Consider the following 23764-nt stretch of genomic DNA (forward strand, 5'->3'; position numbering starts at 1 on the left):
CCCGCGATCCCCATGCCGGGCGCCAAATCCTAACAGGACAATCACGCCATGACCGATCTTTCCGCACCGATCAACCGGCCGCGATGACGATGGAGGCGCACTCGCCGGGTCTGGCGCTACGCTCGCTCGTGATCGGCCTCACCGCGTTCCTGACCGTTGTCGATCTCTTCGCAACACAGGCGATCCTGCCCTCGCTGACCCGCCATTACGGCGTCACGCCCGCAGCGATGGGCTTTGCCGTCAACGCCAGCACGTTCGGCATGGCCACAGCCAGCCTCGTGGTTGGCTTTCTCAGCCCGCATATCGACCGCCGGACCGGCATCCTGCTCAGCTTGATGCTGCTCGCACTCCCGACCAGCCTGCTGGCGATCGCGCCAAATCTCACCGTGTTCACCGTCCTGCGCGTCGCACAGGGCCTGTGCATGGCCTCCGCCTTCGCGCTCACCCTCGCCTATCTCGGCGAGCAATGCAGCGCGATGGACGCCGGCGGCGCCTTTGCCGCCTACATCACCGGCAATGTCGCGAGCAATCTCGTCGGCCGGGTGATCTCGGCCGCCGTTGCAGACGGCCTGGGCCTTGCCTGGAACTTCTATCTGTTCGCAGCTCTTAATCTGGCCGGCGCGGTGCTGGTCTACTTCACGATTCGACGCGTGCAGCCGATGCATGCGATGATGCCGACTGCTTCGCCGCTCAAAGCCACCATCGCGCATTGGCGCAATCCGCGATTGCGCGCGGCCTACGGCATCGGCTTCTGCATCCTGTTCGCCTTCATCGGTACCTTCACCTTCGTCAATTTCGTTCTGGTCCGACCGCCGCTGTCGCTCGGCATGATGGATCTTGGCCTTGTCTATCTGGTGTTCCTGCCCTCGGTCGTCACGACCTTGCTGGCGGGACGGGTTGCCTCACGCATCGGAGCACGCCCGACGATCTGGGGCTCGCTCGCCGTTGCCGGCATCGGCCTGCCGCTGATGCTGACTGCGCGGCTGCCTGAAGTGCTCACCGGAATGGTGCTCGTTGCGGTCGGAACCTTCTTTGCACAGGCGGCGGCCACCGGCTTCGTCGGGAAGACGGCGACCGAGAACCGTGGGGTCGCCAGCGGCACCTATCTTGCGTGCTATTTCTGTGGAGGGCTCGTCGGCACAGCCGTTCTCGGCCGACTGTTCGATGCCTTCGGCTGGCACGCTTGCGTGACGGGCGTGGGCATAGCCCTTGCGGCCGCTGGCCTGCTCGCGCTGAACTTGAAGCGCTAGCGCTTGACTGGGGCTTCCTGCGGCGGCTCGTCATCGGCGATGGCGCGCCAGGCGGCACCATCGAGATCGTCGTACTGGCCGCTCCGGAGCGACCAGAGAAAGGCGACGAGACCGGCGCCGCCGAGCATCAACGCCAGCGGGACCAGGATGACCAGAATCTCCATTACACGATCTCCCGCGAGGTGCTGCGCGCCCGCAGCGAATTCAGCATGACCAGGATCGAGGATCCGCTCATGGCCGCAGCCGCGATCAGGGGCGTCACGACGCCACTGATCGCAACCGGCACCGCGAGCACATTGTAGCCGATCGCAAGCCAGAGGTTTTGCCGCATCAAATGCAGCGCCTTGCGCGAGGCGTCGATGGCCGCAACCACCGGAGCCAGCGGCCGGCCGAGGAAGACGAGATCGGCGGTGGCCTGGCTCAGATGCGCGGCCGAGATCGGCGACATCGAGACATGGGCTGCCGCGAGCGAAGGCGCGTCGTTCATGCCGTCGCCCACCATCAGCACCTTGGCGCCGCGCTGCTTCAATTCCTCGATCCGTGCGATCTTGTCGGCCGGCGTGACGCCGGCGCGCCATTCGGGGATTTCGAGCGCGTGAGCCGCGGCCTTCACCGCCGGCTCGCGGTCGCCGGAGAGAATCTCGATGCCGATATTGCGCGCCTTCAGCGCCGCGATCACAGCCTGCGCGTCCGGACGGAGGCCCTGGCGGACCGAGAGCACGAACCTCTCGCTGCCCTTGCTGAACGCGACGATGGAGGCTTCGGGATCGACGACGGTGCTGCCAACCAGCGCCTCCGCGCCGCAGAAGGAGGGTCGGCCAAGGCGAAGCTCGACGCCGTCCACGGTCGCACGGACGCCCTGCCCGGCCTCTTCGACCGCACCGACAACAGGCGATTTGGCGGCGGCGGCCTGCGCCACGGCGGCGGCCACCGGATGATGGCTCGACAGCGCGAGCCGGCCGGCGAGCTCGAAGATGTCGGCGGGGATGTTGGCGGCATTCATCACTTCGAGATCGGGCAGCGTCAGCGTGCCGGTCTTGTCGAAGATGACATGGTCGGCTTCGGCCAGCCGCTCGATCGCGTCGCCGGAATTCAGCAGCACGCCGGACTTGAACATTGCGCCGGAGGCGATGGTCTGCACGGTCGGAATGGCAAGCCCCAGCGCGCAGGGACAGGTGATGATCAGCACGGCGACGCCCGTCACGATCGCATCATGCCAGGACGCGCCGGCAATGACCCAACCGAGGATGGTGATGAACGCGGTCGCATGCACCACCGGCGCATACAGCCGCGAGGCGCGGTCGGCGAGGCGCATATAGCGCGAGCGCGCCTGGAGCGCGTTATCGAGCAGCCGCGTGATCTCGGCGAGCAGCGTCGCCTCGGACGCGGCCGAAACCCGCACCCGCAGCGTGCCGGAGATGTTCATGGAGCCCGCATAGACCGGCGTGCCCTGCTCGGCCGTGACGTAGAGCGTCTCGCCGGTGATCAGGCTCTGGTCGATCTCGGAACGGCCCTCGATCACGGTGCCATCGACCGCGCAACGCTCGCCGGGCCGGAGCAGCACGATGTCGCCGGGATTAATCGCGGCCACCGGCACCTGCGATATCTCGTCGGGACCGATGAACTTGGCCGCCGTCTCCGCCTTCAGCGCGGCGAGATTGCCGGCGACTGCGCGGGTGCGCCGCCGCATGTTCTGGTCGAGGAAGCGGCCGACGAGCAGGAAGGTCAACAGCATGATCGCTGCGTCGAAATAGGCGTGTTCGGCGTGGTGGAAGGTCTCGACCACGGACATGCCGAGCGCCAGGATCACGCCGATCGAGATCGGCACGTCCATGTTGGTCGTCTTCGCCGACAGCGCACGCCAGGCCGAGCGGAAGAACGGCTGGCCGGCATAAGCCGCCGCCGGCAATGCGATCAGCGCCGACAGCCAGTGGAAGAAGTCGCGCTGCTCGGGCAGCATGTCCGAGACGTTGCCCGACCACACCGGGATCGACAGCATCATCACGTTCATCGTGGCGAACGCCGCGACACCGAGGCAGCGCAGCAGGAAGCGCGATTCGGCGACCTCCGCCACCTCCGCGCTCTCGGTCTCGAACGGATAGGCCTTGTAGCCGAGCTCCTCGAGGCGATCGATGAAACGGCCGGGGTCGAGCGTACCCGCCTTCCATTCCAGCGCGACGCGGCGATCGGTGAGGTTGACGCGCGCCAGCGTGACGTCGGGGATGGTGGACAGGCCGCGTTCGATCTTGGCCATGCAGCCGGCGCAGTGAACGCCTTCGACCGCGAGATCGATATGCTGGACGCCCTCGCCCGCGGTCCGGACGTAGTGCGAGAAATCCTGCGTGACGTGCATGTCGAAGTCCTTCAGTTCAGGATCACGCGGTTGCGCGACAGGAACACGCGCGTTCCCCGCGCCTCGCCCTCGATCACCAGGTCCCACTGGCCCGGCGCGACGGACGCGGCATCGCCGCGATAGAGGCCGATGCCGGCTTCGGTGAGCTCGACGGCGAGATCGGCGCGCTTGTCAGTCGGCCGCTCCAGCCGGCCGCCGAATTTCAGTCCGGCGATCGGCTGGCCGCCGGCATCGCGCGCCTCGACCTGAACCACCGCGCCGCCGTCGTTGCGGCGTTCGATATGGGCGTTGACCTTCCATTTGCGCGCGGCCTGGTCCTGCGCCGCCGAAATCTCGCGGTCGTAGGTCAGGCCCGCGGCATAGGGGCTGTCGACCTCGGTGCCGGGCAGCGTCGCGATCGCCAGCTTCATCATCGTGACGTTGACGCCGATCACGAGGCCGAAGAAGGCGACCAGCATCAGGAAGACCTTGGTTCCGGTCAGCGGCTTGGATGACATGACGGTCTCCTGGATTTACGGCGCGACGAAATTGTCGGTGGCGCTCGCGGCGACACCCAGTCCGATATCCATGACGTGGAAGCGGACCGGAATCGACTTCTCCGGATTGTTTTCGGCCGGCGCGGTGACGAGCAACCGCAGCTCGCTGGTGGAGTCGCGCGGGATCACGATGATCGGCCGATCCGGCGTCACCGAATCGACGCCGACGACGTGCATCGTGGGATTGGCTGGCCCCTCCACGTCGATGGCGATGGCGCGGTCGTAGCCGCTCTTGTTCAGCAGCCGCACCGTATAGGCGTTGCGGATCGAGCCGTCGCTGAGCTTGACCGCGACCGGATTGCGGTCATGCAGCACGTTGACGTCGAGCAGGCTGCGGGTCGCGAGCGTATAGACCATGAAGCCGCCGATCGCCGCGATGATCGCGCTGTAGACGATGGTGCGTGCCCGGACGATCCGGTAGATCGGCGCCTTGCCCTCCTGGCGTCGATGGATGTTGATGTCGTTGTCGTAGCCGATCAAGCGCTTCGGCCGGCCGATCTTCGTCATCACGTTGTCGCAGGCGTCGATGCAAAGGCCGCACTGGATGCATTCCATCTGCGGTCCGTTGCGAATGTCGATTCCGGTCGGGCAAACCGCGACGCACTGGTAGCAATCGACGCAATCGCCAACCTGCTCGCCGAGCGCGCGCAGCTCGGCGGCCTTCTTGACGGAGGTGCGCTTCTCGCCGCGGTCGTAGCGGTAGGTGACGTTCAGCGCCCATTCGTCGGTGAGCGCGGCCTGGATGCGCGGCCACGGGCACATATAGGTGCAGACCTGCTCGCGCATGTAGCCGGCGAGCAGATAGGTCGAGGCCGTGAGAATGCCGATCCAGATATAGGCGATCATCGGCCCCTGGAAGGTGACGAGCTCCTTCACCAGGGTCGGTGCGTCGTTGAAGTAGAGCACCCAGGCGCCACCGGTCCACCAGGCGATCATGAGCCAGATCGAATGCTTGAGCACGATCTCGGAGATCCGCTCGAGCTTCAGCGGGTCGGACGATTTGTCCTTCTTCATCCGCTCGCGCCGGTCACCTTCGATCAGACGCTCGACGGCATAGAACAGGTCGGTCCACACCGTCTGCGGACAGAGATAGCCGCACCAGATGCGGCCGCCGACCGAGTTCATCAGGAATAGCGCCACCGCGGCCACGATCAACAGGCCGGTGAAGTAGTAGACCTCCTGCGGCCACAGCTCGATGAAGAAGAAGTAGAAGCGGCTGTTGGGAAGATCGATCAGCACCGCCTGGCTGGGGGCGCCGAGGCCGCGGTTCCAGCGCACGAACGGCAGGAAATAATAGACGCCGAGGCAGATCGCCATCAGGCTCCATTTGATCCGGCGGAACGTGCCGGAGACGCTCTGGGGATAGACCTTCTTGTGAGCTGCGTAGAGCGGCCCGTTGTCATCATCCAATGTGAGGTCTTTGGGGTTCACGGTCTTGTTCATCGCCTGGAGCTTCTCGTAAAGGTGCGATTGAACCTAGACCCGACACCGCCGCGTCAGTTGATCCAGCTCAAACGGGGGCACTTTTGTTCACCCCCGTCTGCAGCGAGATCTGCTATTTTCCACCGCCCAGCGAATGAACGTAGACCGCCATTGCCTTGATGGTGGCGGGATCGAGCCGCCCTTCCCAGGCCGGCATGACGCCGGCACGGCCCTGGCCGATGGTCTCGATCAGGGCCGCCTCGTCGGAGCCGTAGAGCCAGATCTTGTCGGTCAGGTTCGGGGCCCCCATCTCCTGGTTGCCCTTGCCGCCGTCGCCGTGGCAGGCGACGCAATTCTCCGCAAAGATCTTCTCGCCCTTGGCGGCATCGAAGCCGTTACGGGTCGAAAGGCCCGCCAGCGACCGCACGTAGTTGGCGACCGTGACGATCTCGTCGGACTTCAGCACACCGTCCTTGCCGAAGGCGAGCATCTGGCCCTCATGGGTCTTGGCATGACCGGAGCGCGCGCCGAACTGGATGGTCTGCATGATCTGGTCGAGCGTGCCGCCCCACAGCCAGTCGTCGTCGTTCAGGTTCGGATAGCCCTTGGCGCCGGCGGCGCCGGAGCCGTGGCAGGGCGCGCAATTGTCGCCGAACACGGTCTTGCCCTTGGCGCGGGCGAGCGCCAGCAAGGCCGGATCCTTCTCGATGTCGGCGAGCGAGGCTGCGCCCAGCGCCGCCATCTTGTCACCGCGGATCTTCTCGAGGTTGGCGAGCTCGACCGCGACGTCGGCGCGCGAGGAGTAGCCGAACATGCCCGTAGTATTGCTTTGGATCAGCGGCCAGGCCGGATAGACGATCCAGTAGCCGATCGACCAGATGATGGTGAGGTAGAACGAGATCACCCACCAGCGCGGCAGCGGTGTGTTGAGCTCCTTGATACCGTCCCACTCGTGTCCGGTCGTGGACTTGCCGGAGACGGAATCGATGTCGCTATGATGATCGGTCATGGTCTCTCACTCCTCCCGCAACGGCAGGTGCGCTGCTTCGTCGAAGACAGCCTTGTTACGGGGCCAAAATGCGTAGGCGATGATCGCGAGAAAGATCGCGACGAACACCGGGGTCCAGATCGTCGTCACGAGCTCGGACGCTAGATTATGGACTGACAGGATAGCTTTCATCGTTCATGCCTTCTCAGCGAAGATTGGCTTTCTCGTTGTAGATCTTGAAGTCGACCAGCGTGCCGAGCATCTGCAGGTACGCAACCAGCGCGTCCATCTCGGTCGGCGTGCCGGCCTTGCCGTCGAAATTGCGCACGACGGCTTTGGCGTAGCGCTTGTTGAAGGCGTCGCCGCCGGAATTGTCCGGGTCGGCCTGGGCCTTCATGTCGGCGCCCGCGTTGGCGATCTGGTCGTCCGTGTACGGCGTGCCGACGGCCTTCAGCGTGCGCATGTGGTCGGCGATCGTGTCCGGGTCGACCTCGGTCTGGCTGAGGAACGGATAGCCCGGCATCACCGACTGCGGCACTATCGCGCGCGGGTTGGTCAGATGGGTGACGTGCCAGTCGTCGGAATACTTTGCGCCAACTCGGGCAAGGTCTGGACCGGTGCGCTTCGAGCCCCACTGGAACGGATGGTCGTACATGCTCTCGGCGGCGAGCGAGAAGTGGCCGTAGCGCTCGACCTCGTCGCGCAGCGGGCGGACCATCTGCGAGTGACAGAGATAGCAGCCCTCGCGAACGTAGACGTTGCGGCCCGCCAGCTCCAGCGGCGTGTAGGGCCTGACCCCGTCGACCTTCTCGATCGTGCTCTTGAGGTAGAACAGCGGGGTGATCTCGACGAGACCGCCGATCGCGATCACCAGCAGGATGCCGACGATCAGGATGATCGAGTTCTTTTCGAAGATTTGGTGGCGTGTCCAGAACGACATGGTGGAGCTCCTCATTCCGCCGGCTGAAGAGCGACGGGCATCTGGACTTCCGCCTCGCCGACGCGAACGGTCATCCAGAGGTTATAGGCCATGATCAACGAGCCGATCAGGAACAGCCCGCCGCCGGCGGCGCGGATGATATAGAAGGGATGCATCGCCTCGACGGTCTCGATGAAGGAATATTCGAGGAAGCCGAGCGAAGTGTAGGCGCGCCACATCAGACCCTGGAGGATGCCGGACACCCACATCGCCGAGATGTAGAGGACGATGCCGAGGGTCGCGACCCAGAAGTGCCAGTTGACGAGCTTCAGGCTGTAGAGCCCCTTGCGATTCCAGGCCCACGGCACCAGGCAGTAGAGCGCGCCGAAGGACACGAAGCCGACCCAGCCGAGCGCGCCGGAGTGCACGTGGCCGATGGTCCAGTCGGTGTAGTGGCTGAGCGAGTTGACCACCTTGATCGACATCATCGGACCTTCGAAGGTCGACATGCCGTAGAAGGCGACGGAGACGACGAGCATGCGCAGCACGGGATCGGTGCGCAGCTTGTCCCAGGCACCCGACAGCGTCATCAGGCCGTTGATCATGCCACCCCAGGAGGGCATCCACAGCATGATCGAGAAGGTCATGCCGAGCGTCTGCGTCCAGTCGGGCAGCGCCGTGTAGTGCAGATGGTGGGGACCTGCCCAGATGTAGAGGAAGATCAGTGCCCAGAAGTGGATGATCGACAGCCGGTAGGAATAGATCGGCCGTTCGGCGCGTTTCGGGATGAAGTAGTACATGATGGCGAGGAAGCCGGCGGTCAGGAAGAAGCCGACCGCGTTGTGGCCGTACCACCACTGGAACATGGCGTCCTGGATGCCGCCCCAGGCGACGTAGGACTTCGAGCCGAACACCGAGACGGGAAGCGCCGGGTTGTTGCCGAGATGCAGCACCGCGATCGTCACGATGAAGGCGAGATAGAACCAGTTCGCGACGAAGATGTGCGGTTCCTTGCGCTTGATGACCGTGCCGAGGAAGACGAGCAGATAGGTCACCCAGACGATCGTCAGCCACAAATCGGCATACCATTCCGGCTCGGCATATTCCTTCGACTGGGTGACGCCGAGCAGATAGCCGGTGCCGGCGACGAGAATGAAGAAATTGTAGCCCACCACGACGAACCAGGGCGCGAGGTCGCCGGCGAGGCGCGCGCGGCAGGACTTCTGCACCACGTAGAACGATGTGCCGATCAGCACATTGCCGCCGAAGGCGAAGATCACGGCGGAGGTGTGCAGCGGCCGCAGCCGGCCGAAGCTGGTCCAGGGCAGATCGAAATTCAGCGCGGGCCAGGCCAGCTGAGAGGCGATGATGAGGCCGACGAGGAAGCCCGCGATGCCCCAGAACATCGCCATGAAGGCGGTGAACTTGATCGGCCCCATGTTGTAGTTGGGGCGGCCGTTGATCTCCGCCGGCGGCAGCGTAGCCGGCCGATCGAGGTAGCGGTTGACGATGACGAACACTGCGGCAAGGCTCGCCGCCGCACTGAGCGCGGCATGGAAGGCGAACGGCGCATCCAGCGCCTTGGCCGAGGCGATCACGCAGAGGAAGGCGGTGACTGCGAACACGACAGCCAAGCCGCTTTCACCGATGGTCATGGATTTGGAAATGGAGGGCTGGCTCATGCGGATTCTCTCTGAAAGAACACAGCGCCAGAAACCACATTCACCCTCACTCGGAATTGATTGAAATCAAGACAGGCATTTAAGTTCTCCGTAGCCGGCGATGATCCCTTTGGTTCCCTTGAAATCGGTTCCCTTGAAATCTCGACCCGCGAGCAGGCCGGCCCGGCGTGACGCGCAAACGGGAATAGCCTCCGTATAATCACGGAGGCGACAATGAAATCGATCAGGGATAGTCCGTCAGTCGCGCGCGGTCGCCTTCAGCGCCGCGATGACATCCTCGCGGGCGATGATTCCGACCAGCTTCTGCGCACCGTCGAGCACGATGATGCTCCTGATGCGGTGCTCCACCATGATCTGGAGCACGCGCGTCAGCCGCGTGTCGGGGCTGACATAGATGAACTCGGGCGTCATGACGTCGCCGATCTTGCGGCTCATCAGGTCGTGATAGCGGGGCAGCATCTGGCTCGGCGTGAAGGCGAAGCACTTCAGAATGTCGAATTTGGTGACGATGCCGACCACCTGCCCGTCGTCCTCGACCGGATAGGAGTTGAAATCATCGGTCTCGAACATCTCGCTGAGCTCGAGCAGGTCACGGTCGCGCTGCACCGCCTTGACGTTGCGCGTCATGTAGCAGTCGACGGTTTGTTCAAGAAATCTGTACACGGCGCGTCCTCCTCGATTCGATTCTGGCCGGCCGTCAGTGCGACAGCAGCACGCTGCGGGCGGTCTGCGTGACCAGATATTGGGTGACGCCTCCCAGGATCAGTTCACGAAATCTCGAATGACCATAGGCGCCCGCAACGATCAGGCCGGCATCGACGTCGCCGGCGACTTTCTCCAATTGCGCGGCGGCGGTTTCGTTCCGGGCGCCTTCGTAGATGCGCGCGGTCGCGGTGACGCCGTGGCGGGCGAGCCAGGCCGCAACGTCGGTGACGCCGGCCATCACGACCGAACGGTCGTCGTCGCGCTCCGGAATTGTGGTGATGGTGACGTCCCTCGCCTTGCGCAGCATCGGCAGCGCGTCGGACACGGCCCGCCGGGCCTCCGGCGTGTCCTTCCACGCCACCAGCACATTCCGCAGATCGAGCCAATTGACCCGATCGGGGACGACGAGAAGCGGACGGCCGGCCTGCATCACCAGGTCCTTGGGGCTCGCGAGCGCGAACGCATCGGAGAAGGCCGGGCTCTGCCCGCCGCTGACCACGATGTCGGCGCAGCGCGCCTGCGCCAGGACGAATCGCGCCGGAAAGTCCATGGCGCTGCGCCACTCCGCATATCCGCCGCGATTCCTGGTGGCGGCGCGGAACTGCGCCTCGAGGCCAGCCAGCCGCCGCTTGACCGAAGCTTCGCCCTCGTCGATCAGCGCTTGCGCCTCGGCGCCGTCGGTGAAATAGAGCGGCGGCGCGAACTGGGCCGCGGCGACCCCGACGATATCAGCCTCGAATCGTTCGGCGAGCTCGCCCGCGACCTGAAGACGCGCTTCGTTGGACTGGTCGAGCGCCAGGCTGACCATCACCGTCGCGTATGTCATCGGAATTCTCCAGTGCAAAGACTTTGGTGAAATTTACGCCTGCCTCCGCACATCGGGATGAGATAGATCAAGGAGGGCGCCGGCGCTCGACTTGCCGTCAATCGGCAAACCGACAGAACTTGCCTCCGGCCCGGCCTTAGGCGACATTAGGGGAGCGGTAACCGCGTCCGGAGCCGCCGCATCAGGATGAGGAGCATCATTTGTCGCCGACCCGCGTAACGCACTCGCAGGACGACGGTCGGGGCGAACGATTTCGCGTTCGGATCGAGGGGTTCGGCGTCGGCACCTGGGACCTCGACCTCGCGACACGGGAATTGGACTGGTCCGATACCGCCAGGGCTCTGCTCGGCGCCGAACCGGGTCAGCCGGCGAGCTACGATCTCTTCCTGTCGCGGCTTCAACCGACCGATAGGGAGCGGGTCGAGAGCGCAATCAAGCGCGTTTCCGAGCGTGGCGGCAGCTTTGACGTGTCTTTCAAGGTCGCGCACCCCTCAGGCAACGGGCAATGGATTCGCGCCCGAGCCGGACTCATTCGGGACGAAGCCGGCACGGCGCGTCATCTCAGCGGCATCTTTCTCGACATCGACGAGGAAAAGCAGGTGGAGGAGGCGCTGCGCACGCGCGAGACCCACCTCCGCTCGATTCTTCATACTATTCCCGACGCCATGATCGTCATCGACGGCCACGGCATCATGCAGCTGTTCAGCACGGCTGCGGAGCGCCTGTTCGGCTGGTCCGAGCACGAGGCGATCGGTCAGAACGTCAGCATTCTGATGCCGGAGCCTGATCGCACCCGCCACGACGGCTACATCGCCCGCTACCGCTCCACGAACGATCCGCACATCATCGGCATCGGCCGCATCGTGACCGGCAAGCGCCGCGACGGCACGACATTTCCGATGCACCTGTCGATCGGAGAGATGGAATCCGCCGGCGAGCCCTATTTCACCGGATTCGTCCGCGACCTCACCGAGCACCAGCAGACCCAGGCCCGGCTCCAGGAATTGCAATCCGAGCTCGTCCACGTCTCGCGACTGACTGCGATGGGCGAAATGGCCTCCGCGCTCGCCCACGAGCTCAATCAGCCACTGGCCGCGATCAGCAACTACATGAAGGGATCGCGGCGGCTGCTCGCCGGCAGCACCGACGCGAACACGCCGAAGATCGAAAGCGCGCTGGATCGCGCGGCGGAGCAGGCCTTGCGCGCCGGCCAGATCATCCGGCGCCTGCGCGACTTCGTCTCGCGCGGCGAGTCGGAGAAGCGGGTCGAGAGCCTGTCCAAGCTGATCGAGGAGGCCGGCGCGCTCGGGCTTGCCGGCGCGCGCGAGCAGAACGTACAGCTCCGCTTCAGCCTCGATCCCGACGCCGATCTCGTCCTCGCCGACCGGGTGCAGATCCAGCAGGTGCTGGTCAATCTGTTCCGCAACGCGCTGGAGGCGATGGCGCAGTCGCCGCGCCGCGAGCTCGTCGTCGCCAACACCCGCGTCGCCGACGACATGATCGAGGTGGAGGTCTCCGACACCGGCTCCGGCTTCCAGGGCGACGTCATTCCAAACCTGTTTCAAACCTTCTTCACCACCAAGGAAACCGGCATGGGCGTGGGACTGTCCATCAGCCGCTCGATCATCGAGGCTCACGGCGGCCGTATGTGGGCCGAGAGCAATGCATCGGGCGGCGCGACATTCCGCTTCACCTTGCCGGCGACCGCCGAGAACTGACTGACGAGAACCGATTCATGACGACCAAGGGACATGTCTACGTCATCGACGACGATGCGGCGATGCGGGATTCGCTGAACTTCCTGCTGGATTCCGCCGGCTTCGGCGTCACGCTGTTCGACAGTGCGCAGAGCTTCATCGACGCCCTGCCCGGCCTCGCCTTCGGCTGCGTCGTCTCCGACGTGCGCATGCCGGGACTCGACGGGATCGAGCTGCTCAAGCGGATGAAGGCGCAGCAAAGCCCGTTTCCGATCCTGATCATGACCGGTCATGGCGACGTGCCGCTCGCAGTCGAGGCGATGAAGCTGGGGGCGGTCGACTTCCTGGAAAAGCCGTTCGAGGACGACCGCCTCACCACGATGATCGAATCGGCGATCCGCCAGGCCGAGCCCGCCGCCAGGAGCGAGGCCGTCACGCAGGACATCGCCGCCCGCGTCGCCTCCTTGAGTCCCCGGGAGCGCCAAGTCATGGAGGGGCTGATCGCGGGCCTGTCCAACAAGCTGATCGCCCGCGAATACGACATCAGCCCGCGCACCATCGAGGTCTACCGCGCCAACGTCATGACCAAGATGCAGGCCAACAGCCTGTCGGAGCTGGTCCGCCTCGCAATGCGCGCCGGCATGCTCAACGATTGAGGCAAGTCGGATAGGGGCAAACGGGATTGAGGCAAGTCAAGGCCCCTTCCCGGCGCCGTGCTAGCCAAGCAGCATGATCGAGGTCGGTTCACATCATGAGCGGCCGTCGTCCTCAGCGCTCCCCACCGTCTACGTGGTCGATGATGATGCCGCCGTCCTGGGCTCTCTGCGGTTCCTGCTGGAAACCGACGGCTTTGCCGTGCGGACCTTCAGGAGCGGCACCGCGCTGCTCAACGCCGGCGGCGCGCGCGGGGCGGACTGCTACGTGATCGACTACAAGATGCCCGACATCAACGGCATCGAGTTGGCGGGCCGCCTGCGCGAGGCCGACCGCGGCGCCCCCGTGATCCTGATCACCGGCTATCCGGACGAGAACATCTCGACCCGGGCGGCCGCGGCGGGCGTCAAAGACGTGGTTTTGAAGCCGCTTCTCGACGAAAACCTGATCAAGCGCATCCGCCGGGCCATTCAGGACCGCCCCCGCGCGTGACCTACGGGATTCTACGTAGGTAGACCCCCTTAAGATATCGCTCGAAATTTTCGAAGCCCCCGATACCGCGTACCAAAGCGTCATCACAACGGAGATGGCGCAGATGCTCACCCAGACCCTCAACACCCAGGCGATCAACACCCAGATTGTTGGCAAGATCGCCCCAGGCCATCCCGTTACCGACCAGTTCGGCGCCATCACCGGCCATGTCGGCCTCGTCGCCACCGAGTTCTCCTACCGCAAGGACGAGGAGATCTATGGCGAGGACGAGCCGGCCGAATATGTCTACCAGGTCGTGTCCGGCGCAGTGAGCAGCTACAAGCTCCTGTCCGACGGCCGCCGCCAGATCGGCGCCTTCCATCTTCCCGGCGACGTGTTCGGCCTCGAATCCGGTCCGGCTCACCGCCTTGCTGCCGAAGCCATCATCGACACCACCGTGCGCCTCGTGAAGCGCGCCAGCCTCGAGAAGGCCGCCGGCACCGACGTCCAGGTCGCCCGCAAGCTCTGGGCCATGACCGCCTCGGAGCTGCGCCATGCCGAGGATCACATGCTGCTGCTGGGCCGCAAGACCGCGATGGAGCGCGTTGCGACCTTCCTGCTCGAAATGGACCGCCGCCTCGCCGTTGCCGGCATGATGGCGCTGCCGATGTGCCGCCGCGACATCGGCGACTATCTCGGCCTCACCCTCGAAACCGTGTCGCGCGCGCTGTCGCAGCTTCACGCCCAGGGGATTCTGGGCTTCTCCGGCGCCCGCCAGATCGTGCTGCGCAACCGCCAGCGCCTGCAACATCTCGACGCCTGATCTTCCTCCTCCCTACCCACTTGGCCGGCCGAACGCGTTTCGGCCGGCCATTTTCTTTGGGCCTCGAATCATGCCGTGCGCCGCGTCTCCGGCATCACGAACAGAATCAGCAAGAGCCCGGTCGCGGCAACGCCGGACAGCCCGATGAAGGCGGTCGCATTGCCGAACTTGTCGCTGACATAGCCTCCGAGCGCAGTGCTTAAGGACGCGCCGATGCCGATCGCAGTGCCGACGATGCCCTGCGCCAGGTTGAAATGGCCGCTGCCGAAGGCGACATCGGCCACGATCAGCGGAATCATCACCGCGAACACCGCCGCAGTGAGGCCGTCGAACACCTGCACTGCGACCAGCAGATACGGATCACGCACGGTCGCAAACAGCAGGCCGCGAATCGTCAGCGCGCCGAATCCGATCAGGAGCAACGGCCGCCGGCCCCACGCTTGCGCCTTGCGCCCGACCGTCGGCGACAGCAGCGCCACGATCGCTTGCGGAACGACGATGCAAAAGGCGACGAGCACCGTCGCCCATTGGGCGGACCGCGCCGTCACAGCGCTCGCCATCAGCGGCATCATCGCGGCATTCGCCAGCTGCAACAACAGCACGCTGAGGGCGAAGACGATGAGCGGCCGCTGCCGGATCAGGTGCCAAATATTGGTGTCGCCACGGTCCGCCGCTTCGCGCGGCATCTCGCCGTGGCAGCGCGCAATGTCGACCTCGTGCTCGCGGATGCGCGAAAGGGCGATCAGGGTCGGAATCGCGAGCAGGAATGTGACCAGGAAGACCGAACGGCTCGACAGCAGATAGCCCGCGGTGCCCATCACCGCCGCCGCTACGCCGTTGCCGAGCGAGGCAAAGCGCGCGTTGCGGCCGAGCCGCTCGCCGATCGCGAGCGGGCCGACGAGGCCAAGGCTGATCGCCGCAATCGCCGGCCCCAGCACGCAGCTCGCCGCCGCATGCAGGGTGGCCGCGGCCACCACCACCGGAAAGATCGGCATCGCGGCATAGGCCAGCGCGCAAGCGCCGATGGTGGCGATCGCAAGGGCGGCGACCAGTCGCTCCGATTTGGCGGCATCGATGATCGCCCCGCCCGGCATCTGCCCGATCAACGCGACGATACCGCCGATCGACAGCACGAGGCCGATCTCGACCTGGGTCCATTTCTGGGTCGTCAGATAGACTGCGATGAAGGGACCGAATCCGGTCTGCACGTCGGCGAGGAAGAAGATGAACCAGTCGAGGCCACGCAGGCTCTGCCGCGACGGCGCAGGAATGCCCGCGGCCGATGGCGCGGTGACGTTGTCCTGCTCGGCGCGGCCGTCACGATCCGCATGGTTCGGCTTCCTCGACAACAGCACAGGCGGTCAGCCCTCCCGGCACCTCACTGGATCGCTTGCAGCGGTTGAAGGCTGCCGGACGCGCCGAGCACGACGATCGGCGTGTCTTCCTTGTATTCCGGCGCGGCCGCGACCTGCGCCTTGGTCAGTTCCAGCGTGATGCTGTCCTTCTTGTTGGCAATCTTGCCGAAGCGCAATGCGTTCCAATCCACCACGATCTTGCGGCTGCCGACGCCCAGAAATCCGCCGAAATCGATGGCCGCGGCGCGGACATGGCCGCCGCGGTCGACGATGACGTCGACGATGCGACCCATGTCCTCATCCGCGGCGCTACGCACGTCGCGGCCGAGCACGCCATGGGCCTCGCTCGCGCCGATGATGGTCACCGACGGCGGCGGCGCGGCGTCCTTCGGCGTGACCGGGACGGCCGAGGTCGGCGACGCTGCCGTCGGCGCTTTCGCCTCGCTCTGCCCTGCAGGCGGCTCCTCTGCGGCGCGCGACGTGGCCACCGCCAGGCCCGCGACGATGGCTATGCCAAGGATCAACGCTCCGATCGCACGCATGACACTCTCCCTGCGCGCCGCTAGCGCGCCAGCACGATCGACACCTGGATCTGGCCGCGCGTGCGCAAGACTTCCAGCGCCACGTCGTCGCCGTGTCGGCTGACACGAAGATCGACACTGGATTCGCCGAGCCTGAGATCGCGCAGGATCACCTCGTTGAGGAACGCCGGCAGATGCGGGTTGCGCAGGCGAATCTCGCTGCGCGCCACGTCGAACTCGATGCCGAGCGCCGCCTCCAGCAGCGTGAACGGCGTCGCGCTGGCCCAGGCCTGCGGCGCGCAGGCGACCGGATAGAGCGTCGGGCCGCGGCGCTTCTCGCGCCGGAAGCCGCAGAACAATTCGGGCAACCGGCGCAGGTCCATATAGGTGGCGGCGTCGAACAGCCCCTTGAAGACATGCGCGACCGAATGCTTGAGGCCGTAGCGCGCGAGCCCGAGCGCGATCAGCGCGTTGTCGTGCGGCCAGATCGACCCGTCATGATAGGACATCGGGTTGTAGCGCACTTCACCGACAGCAACCGTACGAATGCCCCAACCCGAGAAGAAATGCGGCCGCATCAAATCGGCGGCGACGAGGCGGGCACGGTCCTCGCGGATCATGCCGCTGAACAGCACCTGGCCGGCGTTCGAGGTCCGCACCTTGCAGGGCCGCTTCTTGCCGTCGAGGGCGGGAGCGTAGCTGCCGAGCTCCTCGCACCAGAACGCCTTCTCGAAGCGCTCAGCCAGCGTCCTGGCTTCGGCCTCGAGCTTACGCGCACGGTCCGGCTTGCCGAGCCTCAGCGCGCAACGCGCAGCGAGCAGCTTGGCTGCGTAGACGTAGCCCTGGACTTCGGCGAGCGCGATATTGCCTTCCGCAAGCTGGCCGTCGGCATGGAAGATCGCATCGTACGAGTCCTTCCAGCCCTGGTTGACGAGCCCCTTCTCGGTCGCGCGCTGGTATTCGACGAAGCCGTCCTGGTCCGGATCGCCGGGACCGTCGATCCAGGCCAGCCCCGCCTCGATCGCCGGCCATAGCTCGATCAAGGTCTTCTCGTCCCCGGTCCGCTCGAAATAGCTCCCGGCGAGCAGCACGAACAGCGCGGTCGAATCGACGCTGCCATAATATTGCGCGAACGGCACCTCGCGCAGCGCCGCCATCTCGCCGCCGCGCATCTCATGCAGGATCTTGCCGGGCGCGGCATCGGCGAGCGGATCGGTCGCCTTGGCCTGGAAATGCGCGAGCCGGCGCAACACGCCCTTGGCGACACGCGGATCGACCCACAGCATCTGGAGCGCGGTGATCAGGCCATCTCGGCCGAACGTCGTCGAGTACCAGGGAATGCCGGCATAGGGATAACGCCCCTGCGGCGTCTCCGTCATCAGCATGTTGAGGTCGGCCATGGCCTGGCACAGCACCTCGTTGAAGATGTTGTTCGAGGTCTCGATGCTGGCGGCGCCCATCGTGGACCGGCGCATCTCGCGCCGATGGGCGAGCAGGCCCCTGAAGAAGCGTGCGGGCTTCTCCGCGACCGGCCGGTTGCAGGATACGGCGACGAACAGCGATTTGGATTCATGCGGGTCCAGCTCGATCTGCCAGGTCGCGGCATTCACCGACAGCCGCGTCGGACGCGGGTCGAAATGCAGGCCCGTGGTGCGCTCGGTGTCGTCGAGGCCGCGATATTCGAACAGGACGTCGGTCGGCCCGAGCAATTTGCTCGTGCCGGTCCCGCGGCGCGGGCGGCGCTCGCCGCGGACCTCGAACAGATCGGCAAAATCGTTGTCGAACAGCAACGTTAGCTCGAAACTGGCCCGCCCGTCGCCGTGGTTCTGCACGCCGATGCGCTGATAGGCCGTGCCGCGCCACAGGAAGATCGTGCGCACGATGTGCAGCAGGTCCTTCTGGAAGACGAGGCGGCCCTGACGGTAGATGTCGGGATTGGTGAGATCGACGGTGAGCGACGAATTATCGTCGCGCAGATTGGAGCCGAGCAGCAGCGGCTGGAGGTCGTCGAGCACGAGCTCCAGCCGCGCCAGATAGCGGGTGTCGTAGTGAAACAGACCGTCCGGCCCGCCGGCGGAGGCGCCGATGTCGCCATGGCTGTCGAGCACGATGAAGGTGTCGTCGTGCTTTAGGGACCGCCGCGGCCGGGCCGACGGCCCGGTCATGGGAATGTAGAAAGGCTGTTCCGCAACCTGTTCGGAGGTGCGCGTCACGGAGACGAATTGGGCTACGGCTTCGGCCGACATGAGCTGCTCCCCTGCGCTTGTTTCGAAACGCAACCGACTCGAGAACGCGACTGTGGGTTTACGCGGCGGCTTGCGCGAGCCGGCTCATTTCCCGCGTGACCAGCTCACGATATGGCCCGTGGCCCTGCATCAGACGCTCCGGCGAGCCGTCCTCGATGATCTTACCATGCTTCAGCACCACCACGCGGTCGAAATTGCGCAGCGTCGCCAACCGGTGCGCGATCGCGATGACGGTCCGGCCGCGCATAAGGCGCGACAGTGCCTCGCGGATCGCTTCCTCGGACTCGCTGTCGAGCGCGGCGGTCGCCTCGTCCAGCAGCAGGATCGGCGCATCCTTCAGGAAGGCGCGCGCGATCGCGATGCGCTGGCGCTGGCCGCCGGACATCTTGACGCCGCGGTCGCCGACCATGGTGTCGAGGCCATCGGGCAGGCTCTCGACGAAATCGCAGCGTGCTGCGATCGCCGCGCGCAGCACCTCGTCATCGGTCGCATTCGGCCGACCATAGCGGATATTCTCGCGGATGGAACGGTGGAACAGGGAAATGTCCTGGGGCACCACGGAGATCGCCTCGCGCAGGCTCTGCTGCGTGACCTTCGAAATGTCCTGGCCGTCGATCGTGATGCTGCCCTCGTCGGTATCGTAGAAGCGCTGCAGCAGCGTGAACAGTGTGGACTTGCCGCCGCCGGATTGGCCGACCAGGCCGACGCGCTGGCCGGGCTGGAGCCGCAGGCTGAAGCGCTCGAAGATCTTCTCGCCGCCGGGATAGCCGAAGGTGACGTTATTGTACGCGATCGCGGCGCCGCTCTTGACCAGGGGCTCCGCCTCGGGATGATCACGCAATTCGTGCGGCACCAGCAGCGTGGCGATCGCCTCGGTCAGCCGCGCAACGTGCTGGGTTACGTCGACCAGCGCCACCGCAAGGTCGCGCGTCGCGCTCAGGATGGAGATACCGAGCGTACAGACCAGCACCACGTCGCCGGTGGTCGCCTCGCCCTGCTGCCAGAGCGTGACCGCCCAGGCCATCAGCGCGATCGTCAGAAGCACGGTCACAGCGGCATGCAGGAGCCGCAGCTTTTCCAGATAACGCAGGCTGCGGCTTCGCGCGGTCAGTTCCCGGCTCACGGTCGCGTCGAACCGCTCGTGCTCGTGCCCGATACCGCAGAATGCCCGCACCAGGGGCATGTTGCTGATGACGTCGATCATCTCGCCGTCGACGACGGCGGCCTTGTCGGCGAAATCGTCATGCAGCGGCTTGCCCGCGGCGGCGAGGCGGAACATCGCAACCACCATGCCGCCGGCAATCACGATCAGGCCAAGCGCCATGTAAGGACTGACGGTTCCAATCAGGGCGATTGCCGCAATTGTGGCAATGCAGGGCGGCAAAACGTTCCAGACGAACATGTTCTCAACCGTGAACACCGCGTTCGACGTCGCGGTGATACGGCTCGTCAGCATGCCGGGCATCCGGTCCGAAAAGTAGCTCGGCGCGTGTCCGGTCAGATGACGAAATATGTCACGTCGTAAGTCTCCCGTGACACGAACGAAGGTGAAGCTCGCCGTCCAGCTCGCGATCCGCCACAGGAAGTTGTCAGCGGCGATCAGCGACATGAGTAAAATGAATGCCAGCCATACGCCGCCGCCTTGCGAAGGACCCGCAGACAAGGCGTCGACAAGGGATTTGACCCCGTATTGGGTGCCTACGGAGCAGGCAACCGCCGCAACGACCGCGGCCAGGATCACCAGATGCGATGCCATTCGCATCCGAAGATAGCGCAAGACAAAGGCAAATGGCCTGCGCGCGTATCCAGAAAGATGATCCATATGGCTATCGCCCCGTTTGCTGGTCTTCATTTTGTTACTGATCGACTGAACATCGACCAGTTCGCCTCGGTTCCCGGGCAACCTCATCACGACATGCGGATGCGGACGATCTGCGAAGATGTGATGGCAGCATCGCGACGAACACCGGACGTGTCGAATAAGTAACCTTTGGAGGAAGGAACTTCGCAAGTGCGGGAACGTTCCCTTGGCTGGCATTGCCGGTGCCGACAAGCGGGGGCTTTCTACGATCATGATCGCACAAAGGAGATGGTGAGATGCGCATCGCGCAGGTTGCTCCGTTGACGGAGGCTGTTCCACCCAAGCTGTATGGCGGCACCGAGCGGGTGGTGCATTGGTTGACGGAAGAGCTGGTGGCCCTCGGGCACGACGTGACGCTATTTGCCAGCGGCGACTCGCAGACATCAGCCAAGCTGGATGCGCTGTGGCCCAAGGCGCTCCGTCTCGACGGTTCCGTACGTGACCCCAATGCACTGCACATGGTGCTGCTGGAGCGTGTGCGGCAAAAATGTGACGACGAGGAGTTCGACTTCCTCCACTTCCATCTCGACTATTATCCGTGGTCGTTGTTCCACCGCCAGCCGACGCCATTCCTGACCACGCTGCACGGCCGGCTCGACCTGCCGGAGCATCAGCCGGTGTTCAACACCTTCTCGAAGATGCCCGTCATTTCGATCTCCAATGCGCAGCGACGGCCGGTGCCGCAGGCGAACTGGGTGACCACGATTCATCACGGTCTTCCGGAGAACTTGCTGACGCCGAAGCCGGCGAAACAGGAATATCTCGCCGTGCTCGGCCGCATCGCGCCCGAGAAGGGCGTCGACCGCGCCATCAAGATCGCGACCCATTGCGGCATTCCGCTGAAGATCGCGGCCAAGGTCGATCGTGCCGACCAGGATTACTACGACGAGCTGATCCGGCCGATGATCGAGAACAATCCGCTGGTGGAGTTCATCGGCGAGATCAGCGATCACGAGAAGTCGGACTTTTTGAGCGGCGCGCTCGGCCTTCTGCTGCCGATCGACTGGCCGGAGCCGTTCGGCCTTGTGATGATCGAAGCCATGGCCTGCGGAACGCCGGTGGTCGCCTTCAACCGCGGCTCGGTGCCGGAGATCATCGACGAGGGGCTGACCGGCTTCGTCGTCGAGGATGTCCTGAGTGCAGCCGGCGTCGTCAATCGCCTTCCGCAACTTGACCGCACTGCGATCCGCAAGCAGTTCGAGGCGCGTTTCACGGCGCGGCGAATGGCACTGGATTACCTCGCCGCCTATCGCAGCCTCGCCGAGGAACAGTCGCCGCGGATCAAGCTGGTGAGCAGCGCGGAGTAGGCTAGCCACAATCACAACTGTCGTCCCGGACAAGCGCGCCCTAAGCGCGCGCCGATCCGGGACCCATACTCCGCAGCATTAGTTTTGCGAAGACTCGGAGTTGCCAGCTCGCGCAAAAACGCAATCCTGTGGTTATGGGTCCCGGCTTTCGCCGGGACGACACTGGTATTGTTGCGAAAGCACCTACCTCACCACCGCCCGCTTCGGCTCCACGATCTCGAACATGCGCGGAAACTCGTCCATCAGGCCCATCAGCTCGGCGAGCTTCATCGGGTTACCCGACAGCTTGACCTTGCCCGCAGCCACCGCCTCCGGAAAGCTCGTCAGCTTGGCGATCACCTCGTCGAGCGTTGCGCGCGCCAGCGTGAAGCTGGCATCGGCGCCCTCTGCCTGCACGCCCTCGCTATAGGTCAGCGCGCAGTTCTCCAGATTGAGCACGAAGGTCTCGCCGGTATCGGAAAAACTCCAGTTCAGCACGATGCGCTTGCCCTCGGCGTTGGGACCGTTGAGGCGGATGCCGAGCACGTCCCAGAGCTGGCTGGTGCGCAGCGCAGCCAGCGTCTCCCGTGGCATCGGGGGGCGCGCCGGCACCTTCGGCATGCCCTGGCGCAATTCCTGCGCGCCGAACAGATAGGCGTTGCGCCAGGTCGCGCTTTCGGCGGCGTAGCCGAGCTGCTCCAGCGTGTCGGCGAGCAACGCGCGCGCTGCCGCATGGTCGGGCTCGGCGAAGACGAGATGGCCGAGCACTTGGGCGCCAAAGCGGAATTCCCCCTTATCGAAATCCGCACGCGCCCGCGCGAGGATCGCATCCGCCCCGCCCATATACTCGACGTACTTCCTGCCTGACTCCACCGGCGGCAGCGGATCGAGATTGACCGGGTTGGCGTCGTACCAGCCGAGATATTTCTGGTAGATCGCCTTCACATTGTGCCGGATGTGGCCGTAATAGCCGCGGCCGTGCCAGGCGCCTTCCAGGCTCTTGGGCAGCTGGATCGTCTCGGCGATCTCGGCCGCGGTGAGGCCGTGATTCATCAGGCGGATGGTCTGGTCATGCGCAAATTTGTAGAGGTCGCGCTGCTGCCGGATCATCGTGCCGATGCGCTCAGCTCCCCACACCGGCCAATGATGCTGGCCGCACATCGCCTCCGCCTTGCCGTCCCAGAGCTGCAAGGCCTCGCCCAGATATTTTGACCAGGCCAGCGCGTCGCGCACGTCGGCACCGCGGAACGGCAACAGATTGTGGAAATTATGAGTGCAGTTCTCGGCGAGGTTCAACAGCCTGTAGCGCGGGATGAAGAAATGCATCTCCGCCGGTGCTTCGCTGTTCGGCGCCATCTGGAATTCGAACTCGACGCCGTCGATGACGCGCCTGTCGCCGGTCGCCATGATCAAATCGGTCGGGCGTAGCAGCGCAACTGATCCTGCCGCCATCGACTTGCCGAGCCCGCAATCGACCTGCCCCCGCGTCCCCTTGGCGAGCAGCGGCCCGAACTGATACTGCGCCCGGCGCAGCATCGCGGGGCCTGCGATGATATTCTCGGAGACAGCGTGCTCCATGAACAGGTTCGGAGCGATGATCGGCACGCGGCCGGTGGCGAGCGCGTCGTCCTCCAGCATGCCGCGCGCGCCGCCCCAATGATCGGTGTGGGTGTGGGTGAAGATCACGGCAGCAACGGGCTTCAGGCCGCGATGCTTAAAGTAAAGATCGAGCGCGGCGCGGGCGCCTTCGATCGAGGTCAGAGTGTCGACGACGATGACGCCGCTGTCGCCCTCGATCAGCGTCATGTTGGCGATGTCGAGCCCGCGTACCTGGTAGACACCGGGCACGACCTCGAACAGGCCGTGCTGCATGTTGAGACGCGACTGCCGCCACAGGCTCGGATTGACCGTAGGCGGCGCCTGATCGGTGGACAGAAAGCCGTAAGGCTCGAGGCTCCAGACCGTCCTCCCTTGCGGGTTCGTGATCGTCGCGTTCTCGATCGTTCCGAGGAAGCCACGCGCGGCGTCGTCGAAATCCCGCGTGTCGGAAAACGGCAGCGCGTTCAGCATCGTTGTTTGCTGCGCGACGACGGACGGCGTCGCGTCCTTCGGCTCGCTGTTCGAAATGTCCGTCATCAAGATGGCTCCCCTGATCTGGTGAGAGCCATC

The 23764-nt window shown here is 64.9% G+C and carries 20 protein-coding genes and 1 pseudogene; 6 read left to right on the plus strand and 15 right to left on the minus strand.

The features are described 5' to 3' along the window. Positions 1-48: 48 nt before the first annotated feature. A pseudogene (locus XI04_RS15840) lies at positions 49-1250 on the plus strand (MFS transporter). On the opposite strand, the gene ccoS reads toward XI04_RS15840, so the two are convergent. From ccoS to XI04_RS15890, 10 genes are all read right to left on the minus strand, one after another. After that, positions 1247-1414 carry a cbb3-type cytochrome oxidase assembly protein CcoS gene (gene ccoS, locus XI04_RS15845; RefSeq protein WP_008138466.1) on the minus strand — a complete coding sequence of 56 codons (168 nt, stop codon included), beginning with the start codon at positions 1412-1414 and terminating at the stop codon, positions 1247-1249. The pseudogene XI04_RS15840 and the gene ccoS overlap by 4 nt on opposite strands. Further along, positions 1414-3603, minus strand: coding sequence for a cation-translocating P-type ATPase (locus XI04_RS15850; protein WP_271623724.1), 2190 nt, complete (start codon positions 3601-3603; stop codon positions 1414-1416). The genes ccoS and XI04_RS15850 overlap by 1 nt, the downstream gene beginning before the upstream one ends. An 11-nt stretch (positions 3604-3614) precedes the next feature. Beyond that, the gene (locus tag XI04_RS15855; RefSeq protein WP_095426396.1) at positions 3615-4100 is read right to left on the minus strand and encodes a FixH family protein; all 486 of its coding nucleotides are present in this window, start codon (positions 4098-4100) and stop codon (positions 3615-3617) included. Between the two features lie 15 nt (positions 4101-4115). After that, on the minus strand, positions 4116-5582 hold the full coding sequence (ccoG, locus tag XI04_RS15860) for a cytochrome c oxidase accessory protein CcoG (protein ID WP_028143084.1): 1467 nt from the start codon (positions 5580-5582) through the stop codon (positions 4116-4118). 112 nt (positions 5583-5694) lie between these two features. Beyond that, positions 5695-6570 carry a cytochrome-c oxidase, cbb3-type subunit III gene (gene ccoP, locus XI04_RS15865; protein ID WP_271609687.1) on the minus strand — a complete coding sequence of 292 codons (876 nt, stop codon included), beginning with the start codon at positions 6568-6570 and terminating at the stop codon, positions 5695-5697. A 6-nt stretch (positions 6571-6576) separates the two neighbouring features. After that, positions 6577-6741, minus strand: coding sequence for a cbb3-type cytochrome oxidase subunit 3 (locus XI04_RS15870; RefSeq protein ID WP_018322742.1), 165 nt, complete (start codon positions 6739-6741; stop codon positions 6577-6579). Between the two features lie 13 nt (positions 6742-6754). After that, a complete protein-coding gene (gene ccoO / locus XI04_RS15875) occupies positions 6755-7489 on the minus strand; it encodes a cytochrome-c oxidase, cbb3-type subunit II (protein WP_018322741.1) in 735 nt (244 codons plus the stop codon). Positions 7490-7500: 11 nt separating this feature from the next. Further along, positions 7501-9150: a cytochrome-c oxidase, cbb3-type subunit I gene (gene ccoN / locus XI04_RS15880; RefSeq protein WP_038946982.1), complete on the minus strand. Its 1650-nt coding sequence runs from the start codon at positions 9148-9150 to the stop codon at positions 7501-7503. A gap of 237 nt (positions 9151-9387) precedes the next feature. Further along, positions 9388-9813, minus strand: coding sequence for a CBS domain-containing protein (locus XI04_RS15885; RefSeq protein ID WP_271609688.1), 426 nt, complete (start codon positions 9811-9813; stop codon positions 9388-9390). 34 nt (positions 9814-9847) lie between these two features. Further along, the gene (locus XI04_RS15890; RefSeq protein WP_028143088.1) at positions 9848-10681 is read right to left on the minus strand and encodes a universal stress protein; all 834 of its coding nucleotides are present in this window, start codon (positions 10679-10681) and stop codon (positions 9848-9850) included. A 200-nt stretch (positions 10682-10881) separates the two neighbouring features. Between XI04_RS15890 and fixL the strand changes: the two genes are divergently transcribed. From fixL to XI04_RS15910, 4 genes are all read left to right on the plus strand, one after another. Then, positions 10882-12399: a sensor protein FixL gene (gene fixL, locus XI04_RS15895; RefSeq protein ID WP_028143089.1), complete on the plus strand. Its 1518-nt coding sequence runs from the start codon at positions 10882-10884 to the stop codon at positions 12397-12399. Positions 12400-12416: 17 nt separating this feature from the next. Then, positions 12417-13034, plus strand: coding sequence for a response regulator FixJ (gene fixJ, locus XI04_RS15900; protein ID WP_028143090.1), 618 nt, complete (start codon positions 12417-12419; stop codon positions 13032-13034). Positions 13035-13107: 73 nt separating this feature from the next. After that, entirely contained in the window at positions 13108-13524 is a 417-nt protein-coding gene (locus XI04_RS15905) for a response regulator transcription factor (protein ID WP_028143091.1), read from the plus strand. Positions 13525-13627: 103 nt separating this feature from the next. Continuing rightward, positions 13628-14326: a helix-turn-helix domain-containing protein gene (locus XI04_RS15910; protein ID WP_026202804.1), complete on the plus strand. Its 699-nt coding sequence runs from the start codon at positions 13628-13630 to the stop codon at positions 14324-14326. 68 nt (positions 14327-14394) lie between these two features. Here XI04_RS15910 and XI04_RS15915 read toward each other — a convergent pair whose 3' ends face one another. From XI04_RS15915 to XI04_RS15930, 4 genes are read right to left on the minus strand one after another with little or no spacing between them, the layout of a single operon-like run. Continuing rightward, positions 14395-15681: an MFS transporter gene (locus tag XI04_RS15915; RefSeq protein ID WP_028143093.1), complete on the minus strand. Its 1287-nt coding sequence runs from the start codon at positions 15679-15681 to the stop codon at positions 14395-14397. A gap of 23 nt (positions 15682-15704) precedes the next feature. Then, positions 15705-16223, minus strand: coding sequence for a PRC-barrel domain-containing protein (locus XI04_RS15920; RefSeq protein ID WP_028143094.1), 519 nt, complete (start codon positions 16221-16223; stop codon positions 15705-15707). A gap of 20 nt (positions 16224-16243) precedes the next feature. Then, a complete protein-coding gene (locus XI04_RS15925; RefSeq protein WP_271609690.1) occupies positions 16244-18448 on the minus strand; it encodes an amylo-alpha-1,6-glucosidase in 2205 nt (734 codons plus the stop codon). 58 nt (positions 18449-18506) lie between these two features. After that, a complete protein-coding gene (locus XI04_RS15930; protein WP_028143096.1) occupies positions 18507-20270 on the minus strand; it encodes an ABC transporter ATP-binding protein in 1764 nt (587 codons plus the stop codon). Between the two features lie 275 nt (positions 20271-20545). Here XI04_RS15930 and XI04_RS15935 point away from each other — a divergent pair, with 275 nt between their 5' ends. Further along, on the plus strand, positions 20546-21616 hold the full coding sequence (locus XI04_RS15935; RefSeq protein ID WP_028143097.1) for a glycosyltransferase family 4 protein: 1071 nt from the start codon (positions 20546-20548) through the stop codon (positions 21614-21616). A gap of 183 nt (positions 21617-21799) precedes the next feature. Here XI04_RS15935 and XI04_RS15940 read toward each other — a convergent pair whose 3' ends face one another. After that, positions 21800-23731, minus strand: coding sequence for an alkyl/aryl-sulfatase (locus tag XI04_RS15940; protein ID WP_271609691.1), 1932 nt, complete (start codon positions 23729-23731; stop codon positions 21800-21802). Between the last annotated feature and the right edge of the window lie 33 nt (positions 23732-23764).

The sequence above is a fragment of the Bradyrhizobium sp. CCBAU 11430 genome, from assembly GCF_028128855.1.
Lineage (GTDB): Bacteria > Pseudomonadota > Alphaproteobacteria > Rhizobiales > Xanthobacteraceae > Bradyrhizobium > Bradyrhizobium ottawaense.